A 19415-nucleotide genomic window follows, 5' to 3' on the forward strand; every position below is an offset into this window, starting at 1 on the left:
GCCACCTTCCGTAACGTCCCAACTGGCAGCGGTGAATATGCCGCTACCGCCGTGGGGGAGCCTCGATTCGGGAGAGGACGGCGCCGGTATGGGCTGGGTAGCTGACTGGAGTGCGCAGGCGGCCTGCCGCACTACCGATCCGGATGAACTATTCGTGCAGGGTGCGGCGCAGAACAGGGCGAAGGCGGTGTGCACCGGATGCCCGGTGCGGACCGAATGCCTCGCCGACGCCCTCGACAACCGTGTGGAATTCGGCGTGTGGGGCGGAATGACGGAGCGCGAACGGCGCGCTCTGCTGCGCCGGCGGCCGACCGTCACCTCGTGGCGGCGGCTCCTGGAGACCGCGCGCACGGAGTACGAGCGCGGCGCGGGCCTGCTGCCCGTGGCGATGGACGAGGACGCGACGTACGAGACGTACGCGGCGGTGGGCTGACCCGCCCGGATTCCTCCGGGCAGGGCGGCTCCCGCACCGGCCGGGCGGCCATGGGCCGGCGGGCCGGGCCGTCGCGCGCGGGAGCATGCGCGATCGCGGGCACGACCGTGGGCGAGAAGGCCCGGGGTGAGACGGCCGGGGCTGTGGCCCGCGGTGTGACGGCAGCGGTGTTACGGCATGCGGCCGATCGCGAGACGGTCGCCGATGGCGCGCAGCCCGTCGAGATCGTGCACGTCACCGGGGAGAGCGGCCACTTCGGCGACCGCGACCTCGGGATGGAGCGCGGTGAAGCGGTCGCGGGTGCGCTGCTCACGCGCGAGCACCCGCATCCGCTCGGCGTGCAGACGCAGCAGTCCGGCGGTGAGTTCCCGGACGTCGGGCGCGACGGACGCGTCCGGTGCGGTGGGTGCGCTGTGCTCCCCGTCGGCTGTGGGGGCAGCCTCGGGTACGGGTGGTGCTGAGGGTGCGACGGTGGTGCCGGCGGCGGTGGCGAGGTCGGGCGTGGGGGCCGCGGTGGGGGGTGCGGCGGGGGCGTGCGACTCGGGAGAGGCGGCCCGTGGGCCACGTCCAGGAGTCTTCCCGGCCCCCTGATCCACAATGCGGCCCTCGTCAAGATTTTCCGCCGCGGCCCGGGCCCGCTCGGCCGACAGCCGCGCGGCGCCGCTGCCGTGCACCCGGTTGAGGACGAGGCCGGCCAGCGGCATCTCCTCCGCCGCGAGCCGCTCCACGAAGTACGCCGCCTCGCGCAGCGCGTCCCGCTCGGGCGTGGCCACCACGAGGAAGGCCGTGCCCGGCGCCTGGAGCAGCTTGTACGTGGCGTCCGCCCGGGTCCGGAAGCCGCCGAACATCGTGTCCATGGCCGCCACGAAGGTCTGCACGTCCTTCAGGAACGGCCCGCCGAGCAGCTTGCCCAGCGTCCCGGTCATCATCGACATGCCGACGTTCAGGAACTTCATCCCGGCCCGGCCGCCCACCTTCGCCGGGGCCATGAGCAGCTTGATGAACTTCCCGTCCAGGAAGGACCCGAGACGCTTCGGCGCGTCCAGAAAGTCCAGCGCCGAGCGGGACGGCGGGGTGTCGACCACGATCAGGTCCCACTCGTCCCGGGCCCGGAGCTGGCCCAGCTTCTCCATCGCCATGTACTCCTGCGTACCGGCGAAACCGGCCGACAGGGACTGGTAGAACGGGTTCTCCAGGATGGCCCGGGCCCGGTCGGCGTCCGCGTGCGCCTCGACGATCTCGTCGAAGGTCCGCTTCATGTCGAGCATCATCGCGTGCAGTTCGCCGCCGTCCGAGCCCTTGATGCCCGGCACCTCGCGCGGCACGTTGTCCAGGGAGTCGATGCCCATCGACTGGGCGAGCCGGCGCGCCGGGTCGATGGTGAGGACGACCACCCGCCGGCCGCGCTCCGCCGCCCGCACCCCGAGCGCCGCCGCGGTCGTCGTCTTGCCTACCCCGCCCGCGCCGCAGCACACGATGATGCGGGTGGCCGGGTCGTCGAGCAGTGGGTCGAGATCCAGGACGGGCACGCTGTCCAGCCCGTTGTCGCCGCCGGGTCCGCCCGTCCCCGCCCGCCCCGGCCCCGCCGGCCCCGCTGTCCCCATCGTCACGCGCCCGCCCCCTGTCCGCCCGTTCCCCGCTCGCCCACCCCTTGGGCGCGCAGCTCCCTCGCCAGCCGGTACAGACCGGCGATGTCCGCCCCGTCCCCCAGGAAGGGCAGTTCGTACGTCGGGACCCCGATCGTCTCCAGGGCCGTGCGCTGGACCCGCTCCAGCTCCACCCGCCGCGCGTGCTCCGCCGCCTCGTCGAGCAGCGGATCGACCAGCAGCGGGCCGTCCTTGAGGCCGACGGAGGCCAACGCCCCCGCGACGGCGTCCCGGTGGACGCCGGAGGCGGCCCGTACCGCCGCCTCGTCCAGGACGTGCGGCCGGACCATGTTCACGATGGCGCGGCCGACGGGCAGGCCGGTCGCGCGCAGCTCCGCGATACCGTCCGCGGTCTCCTGGACCGGCATCTCCTCCAGGAGCGTCACCAGATGCACCGCCGTCTCCGGCGACTTGAGGAAGCCCATGATGGCCTGGGCCTGGTTGTGTATGGGGCCGATCCGGGCCAGCCCGGCCACCTCGTCGTTCACGTTGAGGAAGCGGGTGATGCGGCCCGTCGGCGGCGCGTCCATCACCACGTAGTCGTACGTGAACCCGCCCTGCTTCTCGCGGCGGCGCACCGCCTCGCACGCCTTCCCGGTCAGCAGCACGTCCCGTACGCCCGGCGCTATCGTCGTCGCGAAGTCGATCGCGCCGAGCTTCTTCAGGGCCCGGCCGGCGCCGCCCAGCTTGTAGAACATCTGGAGGTAGTCGAGGAGGGCGCGTTCGGCGTCGATGGCCAGCGCGAACACCTCGCCGCCGCCCGGCGCGACGGCGATCTTGCGCTCCTCGTACGGCAACGCCTCCGTCTCGAAGAGCTGCGCGATGCCCTGCCGGCCCTCCACCTCGACGAGGAGGGTCCGCTTCCCCTCGGTGGCGAGGGCGAGCGCGAGTGCGGCGGCGACCGTCGTCTTACCGGTACCGCCCTTGCCGCTGACGACCTGGAGCCTGCTCACGTATTCGAGCCTAACCACTGGCGCGCCGCACCAATCAGAGGGCTGCCCCGGACAAGGCCCTGAGAAGTCCCTGAGGCGTCCGTGAGGGCTTGGCGAGGGTCGGCGAGGGCCGTCGGGGGGCTGTCTGACGGGATGATGGGGGGCGTCCGCCGGCAATCCGCGGGGCCCGCGCGGGGAACTCCGGGTCCTTGGGCCCGGGCCTGCCCGGCCGGTCGGCTCGGCGGGCGGCCCGGCGCCAGCGACTACAGTCGGCTCATGACCAAGTGGGAGTACGCGACTGTGCCGCTGCTGGTGCACGCGACGAAGCAGATTCTTGACACCTGGGGCGAGGACGGCTGGGAGCTCGTCCAGGTCGTGCCCGGGCCGAACAACCCCGAGCAGCTCGTGGCCTACCTGAAGCGGGAGAAGACCTCGTGAGCGGGACCGGCGCCGTCGAGGCGAAGATCGCCGAGCTGGGCATGACCCTGCCGGACGTCGTGCCGCCGCTGGCCGCGTACCAGCCGGCCGTGCGGTCCGGCGTGTACGTGTACACCTCGGGCCAGCTCCCGATGGTGGGGGGCAAGCTTCCGGTGACCGGCAAGGTCGGCGCCGAGGTGACCCCCGAGGAGGCCAAGCAGCTCGCCGCGACCTGCGCGCTCAACGCGCTCGCGGCCGTGAAGTCGGTCGCCGGTGACCTGGACCGCGTCAAGCGGGTCGTGAAGGTGGTGGGCTTCGTCGCCTCCGCCCCCGACTTCACCGGCCAGCCGGGCGTCATCAACGGTGCCAGCGAGCTGCTCGGCGCCGTCCTCGGCGACAAGGGCGTCCACGCGCGCAGCGCGGTCGGCGTCGCCGTCCTCCCGCTCGACGCGCCCGTCGAGGTCGAGATCCAGGTGGAGCTGGTCGAGGACTGAGCGTCCCCGCACCTCACGCCTGCCCCGTACGGCAGCCCGTACGTCACGGAGCCGGTTCCCCCACCCGGGAGGAATCGGCTCTCGTGCATTCGGAAGCTTGCGCATAGCATCCGGCCATGTCGAATGGTCAGTCGAACGGTCAGTGGTACCCGCCGGAATGGCCCGACCGCATCCGCGCCCTCGCCGCCGGTGAGCTCGTCGCCGCCACGCCCCGGCGGGCCGCCACCGTGATGCTCCTGAAGGACGGCGCGGACGGCCCCCTCGTCCACATGCTGCGCCGCCGCACCTCCATGGCCTTCGCCGGTGGGGCATATGCCTACCCGGGCGGCGGAGTGGACCCGCGCGACGAGCACCCGGTGCGCTGGGCGGGCCCCGCGCGCGAGGAGTGGGCGGCCCGCCTCGGCCTCACGGACCCCGCACAGGCGCAGGCCGTCGTCTGCGCCGCCGTACGCGAGACGTACGAGGAGGCGGGCGTCCTGCTCGCCGGCCCGACGGCGGACACCGTCGTCGGCGACACGACGGGCGACGACTGGGAGAAGGACCGGGAGGCGCTGGTCGCCCGCGAGCTGTCCTTCGCCGACTTCCTCGACCGGCGCGGCCTCGTGCTGCGCTCCGACCTGCTGGGCGCGTGGGCCCGGTGGATCACGCCCGAGTTCGAGCCGAGGCGCTACGACACCTGGTTCTTCGTGGCGGCGCTCCCGGCCGGCCAGCGCACCCGGAACGCCTCCACCGAGGCCGACCGTACGGTCTGGACCCGCCCGGCGGACGCCGCGGCCGGCTACGACCGCGGCGAGCTGACGATGATGCCGCCGACCATCTCGACCCTGCGCGCCCTGGAGCCGTACGGGACGGCCGCCGAGGCACTCGCCGCCGCTCCGGCCCAGGACATGACCCCGGTCCTCGCCCGGGCGCGGCTCGACGGCGACCAGGTCGTGCTGAGCTGGCCGGGGCACGACGAGTTCACCAAGCACGTCCCGGCGAACGGGAGCGCGGGCACGGAGACGAACCCGGGCACGGCCACCGGTCCCGGTGCCGGCAGTGGAGACGGAGGCGCGGCATGAGCGACGCCGCCGCCCTCCCGGGCCAGCCGCGCGGCTCGGTGGTCTCCGGACCCGGTACCCCGCGCGCGTACAACGTCCTCGCGCCGAACCCGTCCGCCATGACCCTGGACGGCACCAACACCTGGATCGTCGCCGAGCCGGACTCCGGCCTCGCCGTCGTCATCGACCCCGGCCCGCTCGACGAGGGCCATCTGCGGCGGGTCGTGGACACCGCCGAGCGGCTCGGCAAGCGGATCGGCCTCACGCTGCTCACCCACGGCCATCCCGACCACGCCGAGGGCGCCGCGCGGTTCGCCGAGCTGACCCGGACCGCCGTCCGGGCCCTCGACCCGGCGCTGCGGCTCGGCGACGAGGGGCTCGCCGCCGGGGACGTGATCACCACCGGCGGGGTCGAGCTGCGGGTCGTGCCCACCCCCGGGCACACCTCCGACTCGCTCTGCTTCCATCTGCCCGCCGACGGGGCGGTGCTCACCGGCGACACCATCCTCGGGCGCGGCACGACGATGGTGGCCCACCCGGACGGGAAGCTCGGCGAGTACCTGGACTCGCTGCGGCGGCTGCGCTCGCTCACCGTGGACGACGGGGTCCACACGGTCCTGCCGGGCCACGGGCCGGTCCTGGAGGACGCCCAGGGGGCCGTGGAGTTCTATCTGGCGCACCGCGCGAGCCGGCTGGCCCAGGTGGAGACGGCGGTGGAGGCGGGCCACCGGTCGGCCGAGGACGTCGTGGCCCATGTGTACGCGGACGTCGACCGCTCCCTGTGGCCGGCGGCGGAGCTGTCCGTACGCGCGCAGCTGGAGTATCTGCGGGAGCGCGGTCTGATCTGACGGACTGTCCGGGCATATGCCCGGCGGTTCCTGACCGGTTCCTGGCCGATTCCCGGCAGATCGTTGTCCGGATCCTGGCCGGGAACCGCAACCTTTCGGCCTTGCCCCATGTCTTACGTTCCGCTTATATCGCGTACATCGCGTCGGAACTCTGGGGGGAATCCCGTGTTCGTCATAGCCATTCTGCTGGTCATAGCGGCGGTGGTGCTCTACATCGTCGGCCGCGTCAACGACACCCGCGGCCTGAGGCTGGGCGCCGTCGGCGCCCTGCTCGCCGGTCTGTTCTCCCTGATCGTCAGCATGACGTACGTGATCAGCGCGTACGAGGTCGGCGTGCCGGTCGCCTTCGGCAAGGTCGGCACGCCGATGTCCTCCGGCATGCACATGAAGTCGCCGTTCACCAACGTGACGACGTTCTCCACCCGGCCCGTCGACCTCAACCTCTCCGACAAGGACGTGGTCGAGGTCCGCTCCTCGCAGGGCGGCGTGATGTACGCCGAAGTCACCGTGAAGTGGGCGGTCCACCCGTCCAAGGCCGTCGAGCTGTACAAGCTGGCCGGCAGCGAGGACGCCATCCAGCAGCGGCTCGTCTACCCGGACAGCCGCGAGATCGTCCGCAACGTCTTCGCCCGCTACTCCAGCGAGCAGGGCTACGCCACCGACCGCGAGAAGATCAACGCCGAGATCGCGACCCTGATCAAGGACCGGCTCGCCCCGCGCGGCATCGACGTCACCACCGTCAACCTGCGCAATGTGAAGCCCTCCAACGCGCTCCAGGACCAGATCGACCGCAAGATCCAGCAGCAGCAGGCCACCGAGCGCGCCCTGGAGGCCTCCCGGACCGCCAAGGCGGAGGCCGACCGGCGCCGGATCGAGGCCGAGGGTATCGCCCGTGCCAACAAGATCCTCAACGAGTCGCTGACCGACAAGGTCCTGACGAACCAGTGCATCGACGCGTACAAGGAGGCCGCGGCGAAGAACCCGGTCTACGCGGTGCCCTGCGGCGGTGGCGGCTCGAACCCGCTGATCGTCGACGGCACGAAGCGCTGACAGCCCGCGCGCGACGCCCCGCGACGCGAAAAGGGGGCCGCCCGGTCGAACCGGGCGGCCCCCTTCCCGTACGTACGAGGGGTACGGAACCGCTGAGCGCGAGGCCCTGGAGCGGAGCCTTACCGCGAGCGCTTCGCGAGGCGCTCCACGTCGAGCAGGATCACGGCGCGGGCCTCCAGACGCAGCCAGCCGCGCTGGGCGAAGTCGGCGAGCGCCTTGTTGACCGTCTCGCGGGAGGCGCCGACGAGCTGGGCCAGCTCCTCCTGGGTGAGGTCGTGGACGACGTGGATGCCCTCCTCCGACTGCACGCCGAAGCGGCGCGACAGGTCGAGGAGCGCGCGGGCCACGCGGCCCGGGACGTCGGAGAAGACCAGATCGGACATCTGGTCGTTGGTCTTGCGCAGCCGGCGGGCGACGGCGCGCAGCAGGGCGCTGGCCACCTCGGGGCGCGCGTTCAGCCAGGGCTGGAGGTCGCCGTGGCCGAGGCCGAGCAGCTTGACCTCGGTCAGCGCGGTCGCGGTCGCGGTGCGCGGGCCCGGGTCGAACAGGGACAGCTCGCCGATGAGCTCGCCGGGGCCGAGGACGGCCAGCATGTTCTCGCGGCCGTCGGGCGAGGTGCGGTGCAGCTTCACCTTGCCCTCGGTGACCACGTAGAGCCGGTCGCCCGGGTCGCCCTCGTGGAACAGTGCGTCGCCACGGGCGAGCGTCGCCTCACTCATCGAGGCGCGCAGCTCGGCGGCCTGCTCGTCGTCGAGCGCCGCGAACAGCGGCGCGCGTCGCAGAACGTCGTCCACGAGTTCTCTCCTATGTCGACCTCAGTGCGATCAATCACAACAAGTTTGACTCACCGGGCGGCCTTTCCGTACGTCAGGGGCCCGATTGGGTCCCGATCGGGTGCGCGCGGGGCGGATGCGGGCGGCGGCGCCTAGGCTGGCCGGGTGTCCAACTCGCCGGTGAGAGCGCAGGCCAAGGGGGCTGGAAGAGTGCGGGAGGAAGGCGATTCCGCTGTGGGCGAACATGGTGCGTCGAAACGGGTGAATGTGGCAAAAGCTCCATCCGCGGGTGTGGTGGGTGTGGTGAAGACCGGGCCGGGGAGGGCCGCATCCGGAAGGACTGCTTCCGGAAAGGCTGCCCCGGAGAAGGCTGCCGGAAAGGCAGCCTCCAAGAAGGCCGCTCCCCGGAAGGCGTCGACCAAGGCATCGGCCAAGGCGTCGACCAAGGCGACGGCCGAGACTCCGGTGGCCGGGGAACCCGCCGCCGGGACGCACGCGTCCCCGAAGGGCGCCGCCAAGCCCGAGTCGCGGCTGGCGATGGTCCGCCGGGCCCGGAAGATCAACCGGGAGCTGGCCGAGGTCTACCCGTACGCCCATCCCGAACTCGACTTCCGCAACCCCTTCGAACTCCTGGTCGCCACGGTCCTGTCCGCCCAGACCACGGACCTGCGGGTCAACCAGACCACCCCCGCGCTGTTCGCGGCCTACCCGACCCCCGAGGACCTGGCCGCCGCCGTCCCCGAGGAGGTCGAGGAGCTGATCCGGCCGACCGGGTTCTTCCGCGCCAAGACCAAGTCGGTCATGGGCCTGTCCGCCGCCCTCCGCGACGACTTCGGCGGCGAGGTACCCGGCCGCCTGGAGGACCTGGTCACACTGCCCGGCGTCGGCCGCAAGACCGCCTTCGTCGTCCTCGGCAACGCCTTCGGTGTCCCCGGCATCACCGTCGACACCCACTTCATGCGGCTCGCCCGGCGCTGGAAGTGGACCACGTCCGACGACCCCGTGAAGATCGAGGCCGAGATCGCCACGATCTTCCCGAAGAGCGAGTGGACCATGCTCTCGCACCGGGTGATCTTCCACGGCCGGCGCATCTGCCACGCCCGCAAGCCCGCGTGCGGCGCCTGCCCGATCGCCCACCTCTGCCCGTCGTACGGCGAAGGCGAGACGGACCCCGAGAAGGCGAGGAAGCTGCTCAAGTACGAGAAGGGCGGCTTCCCGGGGCAGCGGCTCAATCCGCCCCCGGACTACCCCGGCCGCCCGGCGCCCCCGCCGGGCGCGTCCACCTGAGTCCCCCGGCCGTGCTCCCGACCGCTGTCCCCCACAGGAGCGAACCTGTGCGGGATGCCGGTCCCGGGGGAACGAATGACGACCGCGACCGCGTTGTGAATCACGGGGGTGCCTATGACGCGCACGAGTGAAGAGATCCATGGAACGGGCGGCCTGCTCCGCCGGGACGGGCTGCCCGCCTGGCTGACTCCGGTCGACCACGCGGCCCGTACGGTCGCGCCCGAGCAGTTGAGCAGCTTCCTGCCGCCCGCGGACGGCGGCGGGCGGCAGTCCGCCGTGCTCATCCTCTTCGGCGACGGCGCGCACGGCCCCGAGCTGCTCCTGATGGAGCGCGCCGGCAGCCTGCGCTCGCACGCCGGGCAACCCTCGTTCCCCGGCGGCTCCCTGGACCCGGAGGACGGCCCGCCCGCCCGGGGCGGCCTGCTGCGTGCCGCGCTGCGCGAGGCCCGCGAGGAGACCGGCCTCGACCCGTCCGGCGTCCAGCTCTTCGGTGTGCTGCCCCGCCTCTACATCCCCGTTAGCGGCTTCGTCGTCACCCCCGTGCTGGGCTGGTGGCGCGCGCCCAGCCCGGTCGGGGTCGTGGATCCCGCCGAGACCGCCCGGGTCTTCACCGTCCCCGTGGCGGATCTCACGGACCCCGCGAACCGCGCCATGGCCGTCCACCCGATGGGGCACGAAGGCCCCGCGTTCCTCGTCTCGTCCGCCCTGGTCTGGGGTTTCACCGCCGGAGTGATCGACCGCATCCTGCACTACGCCGGCTGGGAGCGGCCCTGGGACCGCTCCAGGAAGGTCACGCTGGACCGGAGGTCGTGACAGGCTGGGCCGGGCGACCGAAGACGAATCTGCGAGGCTACCGACGGTGAACGTGCTGGACATCCTGCTGCTGCTCGCCGCCGTGTGGTTCGCGATCATCGGCTATCGCCAGGGATTCGTCGTCGGCATCCTCTCCGTGATCGGATTCCTCGGCGGCGGCCTCGTCGCCGTTCTTCTGCTCCCCGTCCTCTGGAACCAGCTGACCGACCGCAGTCAGGTCACCACCGCGGTCACCGTCGTCTTCGTGATGGTCGTCATCGTCTGCGCCTCCGTCGGCCAGGCGTTCACCACCCATCTCGGCAGCAAGCTGCGCGTCCACATCACCCTGGCCCCCGCCCGCGCCCTGGACGCCACCGGCGGCGCGCTGGTCAACGTCATCGCGATGCTCCTGGTGGCCTGGCTGATCGGCTCCGCCCTGGCCCGTACCGCCATACCCACCCTGGGCAAGGAGGTCCGCGACTCCAAGGTGCTGCTCGGGGTCTCCCAGGTGATGCCCGCTCAGGCCCCTGGCTGGCTGAACGATTTCACCTCGGTCCTCGCCCAGAACGGCTTCCCGCAGGTCTTCAGCCCCTTCGTCAACGAGCCCATCACCGAGGTCCTGCCCCCCGACCCGGCCCTCGCGGGCAGCCCGGTCGCCGCCCGCGCCCAGCGCTCCATCGTCAAGGTCGTCGGCACCGCGCCCAGCTGCGGCAAGGTCCTCGAAGGCACCGGCTTCGTGTTCTCCGACCGCCGCGTCATGACCAACGCCCACGTGGTCGGCGGCGTCGACGAGCCCACCGTGCAGATCGGCGGCGAGGGCAAGCTCTACGACGCCAAGGTCGTGCTCTACGACTGGCAGCGCGACATCGCCGTCCTCGACGTGCCCGAGCTGGACGCCAAGCCGTTGGAGTTCACCGACGACGACGCCCGCAGCGGCGACGACGCCATCGTGGCCGGCTTCCCGGAGAACGGCGACTACGACGTCCGCTCGGCCCGCGTCCGCGGCCGCATCAGCGCTGACGGCCCGGACATCTACCACCGCGGCGAGGTGCGCAGGAACGTCTACTCGCTCTACACGACGGTCCGCCAGGGCAACTCCGGCGGCCCGCTGCTCACCGAGGACGGCAAGGTGTACGGCGTGATCTTCGCCCGCTCCCTCGACGACGCCCAGACGGGCTACGCGCTGACGGCCGACGAGATCCGCGGCGACATCGACCGGGGCCGCACCGCCGTCCAGCAGGTCGACAGCCAGGGCTGCGCCCTCTAGGGCCTTACGGCGACTCCCGTACGAGTGAGGCCGCTTCGACCGCGGTGGGGCGCGGCGGCCGCGTACGGGAGCGGGAAGAGAAGCGCGGCGCGCGCCTAGGTGCGGGTGTGGCGCAGCCGCGCCGAGACCCAGCGGGCCCGGCGGCGCAGGATGCGCGAGATGCCCACGGCCCGCGCGGGATGCGCGTGGCCCTGGTCCTGTCCACCGCCCCGCTCGGGGGCCTCGGATCCGCCGATCGAGCGGCGGTCGCGTGCCGTTTCACCGTAGTCGTGCGTCCAGCTCATACCGGGACGTGTGCCCGGGCCCCAAGGTCGGTAACCGCCTGGGGGCCCGCCAATTGGCGTATGCGCGGGGCACATGGCGGTTCTCCGGACGCATGTGCGTCAACGGTCCCTCAGGCGGCCCGTCAGCGGTCCGGTTCAGGGTCCTTCAGCCAGTTGACAAGCTCCGCGGTGAACGCCTCCGGGTCCTCCTCATGGGGGAAGTGCCCGAGGCCGTCGAAGAGCCGCCAGCGGTACGGGGCCTCCACGAACTGCCCGGAACCCGCCGCGCTGCGGGTGCGCATCACCGGGTCGAGCGACCCGTGCAGGTGCAGCGTGGGCACCCGTACCGGCCGCTTCATCCGCCGGTTGAACTGGACGCCGTCGGGCCGGGCCAGAGACCGCACCATCCAGCGGTACGGCTCGATCGAGCAGTGCGCGGTCGACGGGATGCACATGGCCCGCCGGTAGACCGCCAGCGCCTCGTCGTCGACGGCCGACTTCAGATGCGGGCCGGACCAGTCCTCGATGAGCCGGCCCACCAGCGACCCGTCGTCCGCGACGAGCTGACGCTCCGGAATCCACGGCCGCTGGAAACCCCACACGTACGAGCCGGCGCGGGTCTGCGCGAAGTCGGAGAGCATCGCCGAGCGCCAGCGGCGCGGGTGCGGCATCGAGGAGACGACCAGCCGGCGCACCAGCTTGGGCCGCATCACGGCGGCCGTCCAGGCGAGATAGCCGCCCAGGTCGTGGCCGACGAGCGCGGCGTCGGGCTCGCCGAGCGAGCGGACCACACCGGTGATGTCGAGGGCCAGGTTGGCGGGGTCGTAACCGCGCGGCGTGCGGTCGCTGCCACCGACGCCCCGCAGATCCATGGCCACGGCCCGGAAGCCGGCCTCGGCGAGGGCGGGCAGCTGGTGCCGCCAGGTCCACCAGAACTGCGGGAAGCCGTGGAGCAGCAGGACCAAGGGGCCGTCGCCCATCTCGGCGATGTGGAAACGGGCGCCGTTGGCCGCCACGTCGCGGTGCGTCCAGGGGCCGTCGATGCGGACCGGGCCGCTGCCGGCCGTGGTGCTGCTCTCGGGAACGGTCATGCGGAGGAGCGTGCCACAGACGCGGCCTTGTCCTGGGCCGCCCGGGCCGCCTCGGCAGTGGCCGGCCGGGGGTGCGGCTTCACGTTCTGCACGATCGCGGCGGTCTGCTTGACCGAGGCCAGGGACTGCTCCGGCTTCTTCATCTTCTTGAACTTGGCCAGGCCGATCAGCCCGAACAGCACGGCGAGCAGGAGGCTCGCGAAGAAGGAGATCACGAAGCACACGGCGAGGTTCCAGCCGCCGTTGCCGTTGTGGCCACCGGTCCAGGCGTTGATGCCGTACGCCAGCGCGAAGCTGAGCATCGGCAGCGAGAACAGCAGCACCACCAAGGCACTGATGACCAGTCCGGCGCCGATGCCGCCGCGCTTCACGTCCTGCCGGATCTCCGCCTTGGCCAGGGCGATCTCGTCGTGCACCAGTGCGGACATCTCGGCGGTCGCCGAGGCGACCAGCTGGCCGAGGCTGCGCTCGGTTCCGTCGAACGGGTCGCTCATGGCTGCTCCCTCTTCTCCCCTTACGGGCCGGTTAGTGGCTCTCAGATCATGCCGGACGGCCGGGCTCGTCGCGCGATGCCCCCGCCAGTCGGGCGCGCTCGCGGTGCTCGGCGGCCTTCCGCTCGTACATCTCGGCCATTCTCAGGTGGTACGCCGGATCGTCCTGCTCGTACACGTCGGGGATGCCGTCGTGGTCTTCGTCACGGTCCTCCTCGGCGCACAGCGCCTGGTAGCGACGGACCCGCAGTTTCAGCAGGATGGAGGCGAGGACGGCGGCGATCAGCGAGCCCATCAGGATGGCCGCCTTGACCTCGTCCGTCAGGGTGGCGTCGCCCGCGAAGGCCAGCTCGTCGATGAGCAGCGAGACGGTGAAGCCGATGCCCGCGAGGGTGGCGAGCGCGAAGACGTCGGGCCAGCGCAGATCGGGATTGAGCCGGGCCTTGGTGAAGCGGGCGATGAGCCAGGTGCCGCCGAAGACGCCGACGGCCTTGCCGACCACCAGACCGAGCAGCACACCGAGCGGGGCGGGGTGGGTGAACACGTCGGTCATGGCCCGCCCGGAGAGGGTGACCCCGGCCGCGAACAGCGCGAACAGCGGGACCGCGAGGCCGGCGGACAGCGGGCGTATCAGGTGCTCGACGCGCTCGCCGGGGGAGTGCGCCTCGCCCTCGCGGGTGGTGCAGCGCAGCATCAGGCCCATCGCGACGCCGGCGATGGTGGCGTGGACGCCGCTGTTGTACATCAGGCCCCAGATGACGAGGGCGAGCGGCACGTACACGTACCAGCCGCGGACGCCCTTGCGCAGCAGCACCCAGAAGACGACCAGGCCGGCGAAGGCGCCGCCGAGGGCGAGGAAGTTCAGGTCGCTGGTGAAGAAGATCGCGATGATCAGGATGGCCAGCAGGTCGTCGACGACGGCGAGGGTGAGCAGGAAGGCGCGCAGCGCCGAGGGCAGCGAGGTGCCGATCACGGCGAGGACGGCGAGCGCGAAGGCGATGTCGGTGGCGGTGGGCACGGCCCAGCCGTCGAGGGTGCCGCCGCCGATCGTGTTGACCAGCGCGTAGACGAGGGCGGGGGCCGCCATGCCGCATACCGCGGCAACGACGGGCAGGGCGGCGGCCCGGGGGTCGCGCAGCTCGCCCGCGACCAGCTCGCGTTTGAGCTCGACACCGGCGACGAAGAAGAAGATCGCGAGCAGTCCGTCCGCGGCCCAGTGCTGGACCGACAGATCGAGCCCGAGCGCGGCCGGGCCGAAGTGGAAGTCGCGGATGGCCGCGTAGCTCTCCTTGAGCGGGGTGTTGGCCCAGACGAGGGCGACGACGGCCGCGACCAGGAGCAGCACGCCGCCGACGGTCTCGGTGCGCAGCGCGTCTGTCAGGTAGCGGCGCTCGGGCAGCGACAGTCGGCCGAGGAAAGTGCGGCGGGGGGTGGGCGCGGACACGGGGTGAACCTCCGGTGGATGGGCATGACGAAACCATGCCGACCAGACTTCCCGGCGCACCAATAAATTCTTACTTTACCTAAAGATGCCCGATCGCGCGCGGTGATGCGCGCGACGGGTGCCGGAACACGCGCCGAAGCGGGGTCGGTCCGCCGTGCCGGGACCAGGCGCGGGCCATGCGAAAGCGCCCGCCCCGGAGCTCCGGGACGGGCGCTGACCTGTGCTTTTCGGATCAGCCCTCGCTGGGCGAGGACGGCAGCTTGGTCTGGATGAGATCCATGACCGACGAATCCGTCAGCGTCGTCACATCGCCCAGCTCGCGGTTCTCGGCGACGTCGCGCAGCAGCCGGCGCATGATCTTGCCCGAACGGGTCTTCGGCAGCTCGGCCACCGGCAGGATCCGCTTCGGCTTGGCGATCGGGCCGAGCGTGGCGCCGACGTGGTCGCGCAGGGCCGCGACGAGGCCCTCGTCCTCGGTCGCGGTGCCCCGCAGTATGACGAAGGCGACGATCGCCTGGCCGGTGGTCTCGTCGGCGGCGCCGACCACGGCGGCCTCGGCGACGGCCGGGTGGGAAACGAGCGCGGACTCGACCTCGGTGGTGGAGATGTTGTGGCCCGAGACGAGCATGACGTCGTCGACCCGGCCGAGCAGCCAGATGTCGCCGTCGTCGTCCTTCTTGGCGCCGTCGCCCGCGAAGTACAGGCCCTCGAAGCGCGACCAGTAGGTGTCGATGAAGCGCTGGTCGTCGCCCCAGATGGTGCGGAGCATCGCCGGCCACGGCTCGGTGAGGACCAGGTAGCCGCCGCCCCCGTTCGGGACCTCGCGGGCCTCGTCGTCGACGACGGTGGCGGAGATGCCGGGCAGCGGGCGCTGGGCCGAGCCGGGCTTGGTCTCGGTGACTCCGGGCAGCGGGGAGATCATCATGGCGCCGGTCTCGGTCTGCCACCAGGTGTCCACTATCGGGCAGCGGCCCCCGCCGATGTGCTCGCGGTACCAGACCCACGCCTCGGGGTTGATCGGCTCGCCGACCGAACCGAGGACGCGCAGCGACGACAGGTCGAACTTCTCGGGGATGTCGTCGCCCCACTTCATGAACGTGCGGATCGCGGTCGGCGCCGTGTAGAGGATCGTGACGCCGTACTTCTGCACGATCTCCCAGAACCGGCCCTGGTGCGGGGTGTCCGGGGTGCCCTCGTACATGACCTGGGTCGCGCCGTTGGCCAGCGGCCCGTACACGATGTACGAGTGGCCGGTGACCCAGCCGATGTCGGCGGTGCACCAGAAGACGTCGGTCTCCGGCTTGAGGTCGAAGACCGCGTGGTGGGTGTACGAGGCCTGGGTGAGGTAGCCGCCGGAGGTGTGCAGGATGCCCTTCGGCTTCCCGGTGGTGCCCGAGGTGTACAGGATGAACAGCGGCTGCTCGGCGGGGAACGCCTCGGGGGTGTGCTCCGTGGACTGGCGGGCCACGATGTCGTCCCACCAGACGTCCCGTCCCTCGGTGAAGGCGGTGTCCTGGCCGGTCCGGCGGACCACCAGGACGTGCTCGACCTGCGGGCACTTGTCCAGCGCCTCGTCGATCGCGGGCTTGAGCGCGGACGGCTTGCCGCGGCGGTAGCCGCCGTCGGCGGTGACGACCAGCCTGGCGTCGGCGTCCTGGATGCGGGAGGCGACGGCGTCGGCCGAGAAGCCGCCGAAGACGACCGAGTGGGCGGCGCCGATCCGGGCGCAGGCCAGCATCGTGATGGCGGCCTCGGGGATCATCGGCAGGTAGACGGCGACCCGGTCGCCCTTCCGCACCCCGAGCTCGAGCAGCGCGTTGGCGGCCTGGGAGACCTCGTCCTTGAGCTGGGCGTAGGTGAGGGCGCGGCTGTCGCCGGGCTCGCCCTCGAAGTGGATGGCCACCCGGTCCCCGTGGCCGGCCTCGACATGCCGGTCCACGCAGTTGTACGCGACGTTCAGCTCGCCGTCGGCGAACCACTTGGCGAAGGGCGGGTTCGACCAGTCGAGGGTCTCGGTGGGCTCGGTGGCCCAGGTCAGCCGCTTCGCCTGCTCGGCCCAGAAGCCCAGCCGGTCCGCCTTGGCCTGCTCGTAGGCGTCCGCCGTGACATTGGCGTGCGCGGCCAGCTCGGCGGGCGGTGCGAACCGCCGCTCCTCGCGCAGCAGGTTGGCCAAGGATTCGTTGCTCACGACTTCTCCCTTTCCCAGGGCGTCTTATGTGCCTCTGTGTCCCGTCGCCTAGCTCACCAGCCAGACGCCCGGGTGACAAGAGTTTCCGGGCAAGTGGTTTAGACCTATGAGTGTGGGCGAAGGTGACCCCCGCTCTCCCGGGCGGGGGAAAGCGGGGGCCATCCACTTACACGCGCGAACGGAACGGACGGTTCAGGACGCGCGAGCGGTTTTCAGGGCTTTCTCCTTCCGCCCGGGCGTGTCGGAGGGGTGGGCCGGGTCGGGTACGGCCGGGGCGTCCGGGGCAGGCGGTACATGTGTGAACACGTCGTCGTAGCCGTAAACCTCCGTGGCGTCCGAGGTCAGCAGATAGGCCTGGGCCTCGCCCACATGGAAGTACATTCCGTGCAGGCTCAGGGTGCCCTCGGCGAGCCTCCGAGCCACCGAGGCATGGGCCCGCAGGTGCTCCAACTGCTGCACCACATTGGTCAGGCACAGCTGTTCGAGTTCGTCGGCCGGCAGCCGGCCTGCGATCCGGGCCCAGGAGTGGCCTCTGTTCCGCATCCGGGCCAGGCTCGGCCGGGCGTGTCGCAGCCAGCGCCGCAGCGGGGTCGGCGCGCCGTCCGCGGCGCCCTTCAACAGGGCCTGCATCGCGCCGCAGCCGGAATGGCCGCACACCGTGATCGATTCGACCCGCAGCACCTCCACCGCGTACTCGATCGCGGCCGCCACCGAGTCGTCCCCGCTCTCCTCGCCGGGCAGGGGCACCAGATTGCCCACATTGCGCACGGTGAACAGGTCGCCCGGGCCGCTGGACGTGATCATGCTCGTGACGAGCCGGGAGTCGGAACAGGTCAGGAACAGATGGGTCGGCCGCTGCCCGTCCCGGGCGAGCCGTGCCAGCTCGGATCTGACCAGGGGCGCCGTGTCCCGCTGGAAGGCGCCGATGCCGCTCGCCAGCCGATGCCCGGTGCCACCGCCCGGCGCCTCCTCGGGCGCCTCGGGGCGGAGCGGGCCGGTCCCGGGCTCCTCGCCGCACTGGTGATTGCGCCAGGGCGTCCAAGGGCGGCAGCAAGGGTGTCCGCCGGACCGGGCGCCGAGCGCGGCGGCCGAGCCGGCCTCGAAAGGCTCGTCGGACGGCGGGCGTTCAGGGATCCGGCCGCCGGCCGGACCGGTCGTGGCCACGGTGCCGCCGGAGGCCAGATGCGTGGTCTGCCAGTCGTGCAGCGTCTCGTACGCCGCGTGGTCCATGAACGAGCCGTCCAGCTCGACGACGGCGTCGGTGCCCGCCGGAATCTGGTGCAGGGCCCGGCTCAGCCGCGGTACCGCGAGAAAGGTCAACTGGCCCCGGATCCGGACCAGATACGAGCCGCCCCGGCTCTCCCGGGTGATCCGGGTGCGGGCGAGCCGGTGCAGCGCGACGGCCACCGCCGCGGCGATGCCAAGACCCACGCCCTGGAGGATCCCGAGGAAGACCACACCCGCCGACGTCACCACGTACACCAGGACTTCGCGATGGCGCGTGACCGTCCGGAGGTGGGTGATGCCCGCCATCTGGATTCCGACCACCATCACCAGGGCGGCCAGCGCGGGCAGCGGGACGAGGTCGAGGACCGGGACGAGGAACAGTGACGCGAGGACGATCCAGACGCCGTGCAGCATCGTCGCGTTCCGGCTGACGGCGCCCGCCGAGACGTTCGCGACGCTGCGCACCGCCACACCGGCCACCGGCAGCCCGCCGAGTGCTCCGGAGACGATGTTCGCCGCGCCCTGCCCGGCGAGTTCGCGGTCGAGGTCGGAGCGGGGAGGGAGGGGCGCGGGGGCTCGCGAGTCGGCGCGGGGGGCGGTGGCGCGCCGGGCGGCCAGCTTGTCGACGGCGACGGCGGACAGCAGCGACTGCACGCTGGTCACCAGGGTGATGGTGAGCACCCCGGCCGCGATGCCGAGGGCCGGCCCCTCGGGCAGTCCGGGCAGCACATGGCCGCTCCACGACGGCAGATCGACCCGCGGCACCCGGAGCCCCGCGCCCGCGGCGAGCGCCGTGGCGGCCGCGACCGCGACGAGCGCGGCGGGCACCGTACGACGCAGCAGCCGTCCCGTACGGCCGGGCAGGCGCGGCCAGAGCAGCAGCAGAGCGACGGTGAGCGCGCTGACGGTGAGCGCCGCGCCGGACACGTGGGTCAACTGGGCGGGCAGGCCGCGGGCGTTGTCGACGGCGGAACTCTGCGGGCTGCCGCCGAGCACGATGTGCAGCTGAGCGAGCGCGATGGTGACGCCGATGCCCGCGAGCATCCCGTGCACGATGGCGGGCGAGACGGCGAGGGCGGAGCGCGCCACCCGCAGGGCGGCGAGGCCGAGTTGGGCGCATCCGGCGAGGACCGTGATCGCGCAGGTGGTGCGCCAGCCGTAACGCTGGATCAGCTCGGCGGTCACCACGGTGAGTCCGGCGGCGGGGCCGCTGACCTGGAGCGGGGAGCCTCCGAGACGTCCGGCGACGAGGCCGCCGACGGCGGCGGCCACCAGGCCGGCCTGGAGCGGGGCTCCGGTGGCGAGGGCGATGCCGAGCGAGAGCGGCAGCGCGATCAGGAAGACGGCGAGAGACGCGGACACATCCGCCGCGTTCGCGCCCGCGAGGGCGAAACGGCGTGGTCCGCCCGGTGGCGCGTGGGGCCGCGGGGTGCGGGGGCGGTCGGCCTTGGTCGTACGGGCAGGGGGGCCTGGGACGCGGAAGGTCATGATCCCGTCTCCTCCGGGACGGCCGCGGACGCGGCTCGGGCGGGGTGCGATGGAGGGGCACCGATCAACGCTCGGTAAATGAATGGTAATGGAGAGTAAAGACTCTGGCAGGAAAATCCGGGCAAATAGGTCAGCGATTCACCGGTTCCGGTGACAGAAAGTAGCCGCGCCGCTTGTCGTTGACGCTCTCCGGCTTCTCGGATGCGACGTTGACGCCGCTTGTACGTAAATCTGAGAATCCGAA

Annotated in this window: 18 protein-coding genes; 9 read left to right on the forward strand and 9 right to left on the reverse strand. The window is 72.0% G+C overall.

Annotated elements, in window-relative coordinates:
- The first annotated feature begins 88 nt into the window (after positions 1 to 88).
- Complete coding sequence (locus ABZ693_RS06020) at positions 89 to 433, forward strand: WhiB family transcriptional regulator (protein ID WP_359873832.1); 345 nt, start codon at positions 89 to 91, stop codon at positions 431 to 433.
- A 170-nt stretch (positions 434 to 603) separates the two neighbouring features.
- Here the strand turns inward: ABZ693_RS06020 and bagB are convergent, their stop codons facing one another.
- The gene (gene bagB / locus ABZ693_RS06025) at positions 604 to 2037 is read right to left on the reverse strand and encodes an ATPase BagB (RefSeq protein WP_359873974.1); all 1434 of its coding nucleotides are present in this window, start codon (positions 2035 to 2037) and stop codon (positions 604 to 606) included.
- Between the two features lie 2 nt (positions 2038 to 2039).
- Positions 2040 to 3032 carry an ATPase BagA gene (bagA, locus tag ABZ693_RS06030; protein ID WP_359873834.1) on the reverse strand — a complete coding sequence of 331 codons (993 nt, stop codon included), beginning with the start codon at positions 3030 to 3032 and terminating at the stop codon, positions 2040 to 2042.
- Between the two features lie 255 nt (positions 3033 to 3287).
- Between bagA and sp36 the strand changes: the two genes are divergently transcribed.
- The 5 genes from sp36 (at position 3288) to ABZ693_RS06055 (ending at position 6860) form a co-directional block, all read left to right on the forward strand.
- Positions 3288 to 3449 (forward strand): Sp36 family protein, encoded by a 162-nt coding sequence (sp36, locus tag ABZ693_RS06035; RefSeq protein WP_137988514.1) that lies wholly within the window; start codon positions 3288 to 3290, stop codon positions 3447 to 3449.
- Positions 3446 to 3922, forward strand: a complete 477-nt coding sequence (locus ABZ693_RS06040; protein ID WP_359873836.1) for a RidA family protein — start codon at positions 3446 to 3448, stop codon at positions 3920 to 3922. The genes sp36 and ABZ693_RS06040 overlap by 4 nt, the downstream gene beginning before the upstream one ends.
- A gap of 116 nt (positions 3923 to 4038) precedes the next feature.
- Positions 4039 to 4983: an NUDIX hydrolase gene (locus tag ABZ693_RS06045; protein WP_359873838.1), complete on the forward strand. Its 945-nt coding sequence runs from the start codon at positions 4039 to 4041 to the stop codon at positions 4981 to 4983.
- Positions 4980 to 5810: an MBL fold metallo-hydrolase gene (locus ABZ693_RS06050; protein WP_359873840.1), complete on the forward strand. Its 831-nt coding sequence runs from the start codon at positions 4980 to 4982 to the stop codon at positions 5808 to 5810. The genes ABZ693_RS06045 and ABZ693_RS06050 overlap by 4 nt, the downstream gene beginning before the upstream one ends.
- A 165-nt stretch (positions 5811 to 5975) precedes the next feature.
- Complete coding sequence (locus tag ABZ693_RS06055; RefSeq protein WP_359873842.1) at positions 5976 to 6860, forward strand: SPFH domain-containing protein; 885 nt, start codon at positions 5976 to 5978, stop codon at positions 6858 to 6860.
- A gap of 119 nt (positions 6861 to 6979) precedes the next feature.
- Here ABZ693_RS06055 and ABZ693_RS06060 read toward each other — a convergent pair whose 3' ends face one another.
- On the reverse strand, positions 6980 to 7654 hold the full coding sequence (locus ABZ693_RS06060) for a Crp/Fnr family transcriptional regulator (protein ID WP_046910193.1): 675 nt from the start codon (positions 7652 to 7654) through the stop codon (positions 6980 to 6982).
- 213 nt (positions 7655 to 7867) lie between these two features.
- Here ABZ693_RS06060 and nth point away from each other — a divergent pair, with 213 nt between their 5' ends.
- The 3 genes from nth to ABZ693_RS06075 all read left to right on the forward strand — a co-directional run bounded on the left by nth (position 7868) and on the right by ABZ693_RS06075 (position 10979).
- Complete coding sequence (gene nth / locus ABZ693_RS06065; protein WP_435842355.1) at positions 7868 to 8920, forward strand: endonuclease III; 1053 nt, start codon at positions 7868 to 7870, stop codon at positions 8918 to 8920.
- A 114-nt stretch (positions 8921 to 9034) separates the two neighbouring features.
- Positions 9035 to 9733, forward strand: a complete 699-nt coding sequence (locus ABZ693_RS06070; RefSeq protein WP_359873845.1) for an NUDIX hydrolase — start codon at positions 9035 to 9037, stop codon at positions 9731 to 9733.
- A 46-nt stretch (positions 9734 to 9779) separates the two neighbouring features.
- On the forward strand, positions 9780 to 10979 hold the full coding sequence (locus ABZ693_RS06075; protein WP_359873847.1) for a MarP family serine protease: 1200 nt from the start codon (positions 9780 to 9782) through the stop codon (positions 10977 to 10979).
- A gap of 95 nt (positions 10980 to 11074) precedes the next feature.
- On the opposite strand, the gene ABZ693_RS06080 is transcribed toward ABZ693_RS06075, so the two are convergent.
- The 6 genes from ABZ693_RS06080 to ABZ693_RS06105 all read right to left on the reverse strand — a co-directional run bounded on the left by ABZ693_RS06080 (position 11075) and on the right by ABZ693_RS06105 (position 19171).
- Complete coding sequence (locus ABZ693_RS06080) at positions 11075 to 11263, reverse strand: hypothetical protein (RefSeq protein ID WP_359873849.1); 189 nt, start codon at positions 11261 to 11263, stop codon at positions 11075 to 11077.
- A 122-nt stretch (positions 11264 to 11385) separates the two neighbouring features.
- The gene (locus ABZ693_RS06085) at positions 11386 to 12333 is read right to left on the reverse strand and encodes an alpha/beta fold hydrolase (protein ID WP_359873852.1); all 948 of its coding nucleotides are present in this window, start codon (positions 12331 to 12333) and stop codon (positions 11386 to 11388) included.
- Positions 12330 to 12827, reverse strand: coding sequence for a phage holin family protein (locus tag ABZ693_RS06090; RefSeq protein ID WP_359873854.1), 498 nt, complete (start codon positions 12825 to 12827; stop codon positions 12330 to 12332). Before ABZ693_RS06090 ends, ABZ693_RS06085 begins: the two co-directional genes overlap by 4 nt.
- A 46-nt stretch (positions 12828 to 12873) precedes the next feature.
- Complete coding sequence (nhaA, locus tag ABZ693_RS06095; RefSeq protein ID WP_359873856.1) at positions 12874 to 14268, reverse strand: Na+/H+ antiporter NhaA; 1395 nt, start codon at positions 14266 to 14268, stop codon at positions 12874 to 12876.
- 232 nt (positions 14269 to 14500) lie between these two features.
- The gene (gene acs / locus ABZ693_RS06100) at positions 14501 to 16456 is read right to left on the reverse strand and encodes an acetate--CoA ligase (protein WP_359873858.1); all 1956 of its coding nucleotides are present in this window, start codon (positions 16454 to 16456) and stop codon (positions 14501 to 14503) included.
- Between the two features lie 192 nt (positions 16457 to 16648).
- Positions 16649 to 19171, reverse strand: coding sequence for a SulP family inorganic anion transporter (locus ABZ693_RS06105; protein WP_359873860.1), 2523 nt, complete (start codon positions 19169 to 19171; stop codon positions 16649 to 16651).
- Between the last annotated feature and the right edge of the window lie 244 nt (positions 19172 to 19415).

Origin of the sequence: Streptomyces laurentii (genome assembly GCF_040635425.1) — a bacterium.
GTDB classification, from domain to species: domain Bacteria; phylum Actinomycetota; class Actinomycetes; order Streptomycetales; family Streptomycetaceae; genus Streptomyces; species Streptomyces laurentii.

Bases quoted from the DNA above. Each gene is read 5' to 3' on its own strand.
- ABZ693_RS06020 (WP_359873832.1), top strand. From the start codon at position 89: ATGGGCTGGGTAGCTGACTGGAGTGCGCAGGCGGCCTGCCGCACTACC.
- bagB (WP_359873974.1), bottom strand. From the start codon at position 2,037: ATGGGGACAGCGGGGCCGGCGGGGCCGGGGCGGGCGGGGACGGGCGGA.
- sp36 (WP_137988514.1), top strand. From the start codon at position 3,288: ATGACCAAGTGGGAGTACGCGACTGTGCCGCTGCTGGTGCACGCGACG.
- ABZ693_RS06045 (WP_359873838.1), top strand. From the start codon at position 4,039: ATGTCGAATGGTCAGTCGAACGGTCAGTGGTACCCGCCGGAATGGCCC.
- ABZ693_RS06050 (WP_359873840.1), top strand. From the start codon at position 4,980: ATGAGCGACGCCGCCGCCCTCCCGGGCCAGCCGCGCGGCTCGGTGGTC.
- ABZ693_RS06070 (WP_359873845.1), top strand. From the start codon at position 9,035: ATGACGCGCACGAGTGAAGAGATCCATGGAACGGGCGGCCTGCTCCGC.
- ABZ693_RS06080 (WP_359873849.1), bottom strand. From the start codon at position 11,263: ATGAGCTGGACGCACGACTACGGTGAAACGGCACGCGACCGCCGCTCG.
- ABZ693_RS06085 (WP_359873852.1), bottom strand. From the start codon at position 12,333: ATGACCGTTCCCGAGAGCAGCACCACGGCCGGCAGCGGCCCGGTCCGC.
- ABZ693_RS06090 (WP_359873854.1), bottom strand. From the start codon at position 12,827: ATGAGCGACCCGTTCGACGGAACCGAGCGCAGCCTCGGCCAGCTGGTC.
- ABZ693_RS06105 (WP_359873860.1), bottom strand. From the start codon at position 19,171: ATGACCTTCCGCGTCCCAGGCCCCCCTGCCCGTACGACCAAGGCCGAC.